At 68.1% G+C, this 527-nt stretch carries 1 protein-coding gene; it reads right to left on the reverse strand.

Annotated elements, in window-relative coordinates; genetic code table 11:
* The coding region (locus GTW43_RS20085) for a putative T7SS-secreted protein (protein WP_343246066.1) at positions 1-527 on the reverse strand (527 nt) is incomplete at both ends.

Consider the following 527-nt stretch of genomic DNA (forward strand, 5'->3'; position numbering starts at 1 on the left):
TTCTTGAAGCCGTCGACGGCGGCGGTGACGATGCGTTCGGGGTGGGCGGCGGTGGAGACGAGGCCGGAGAGCGTCATGGAGACGTTCTGCATGTAGGCGGCGGGGTGGGTGAGGTTGTAGGGGTCGGTGGGGTTGAGGCCGCGGGCGAAGTTGACCAGGCCCGCGGTGCCCTTCAGCACACCGCCGACGACGTGGGTGAGTTCGGTGTTGTAGGCCTTGTAGCCGTCGACGAGGGTGTTGCCGAGGCGGTCGAGGGGCGGGGGTTCGGCGGGGGCGTGCGCGAGGGCCGCCTTCACCTTGCCCTGGGCCTCACCGGCGGCGGTGTTGCGCTGCTTGCGGGCCTCGGCGAGCTTGCTGTACGCCTTCTTGACGTCGGCCTTGCCGGGGTCGTGGAACGGCTCGGGCTTGGGCCCGGGGTCCTCGTTCGCCTTGACCTTCGCGTTGTAGGCGTCGACCTTCTTGTTGTACGCGTCGACCGCGTCGTCCGAGGCCTTCTTGCCCTTCTTGTAGAGCTCGACGGCTTCTTT

Origin of the sequence: Streptomyces sp. SID5785, assembly GCF_009870065.1 — a bacterium.
In the GTDB taxonomy this organism is placed as follows: Bacteria; Actinomycetota; Actinomycetes; order Streptomycetales; family Streptomycetaceae; genus Streptomyces.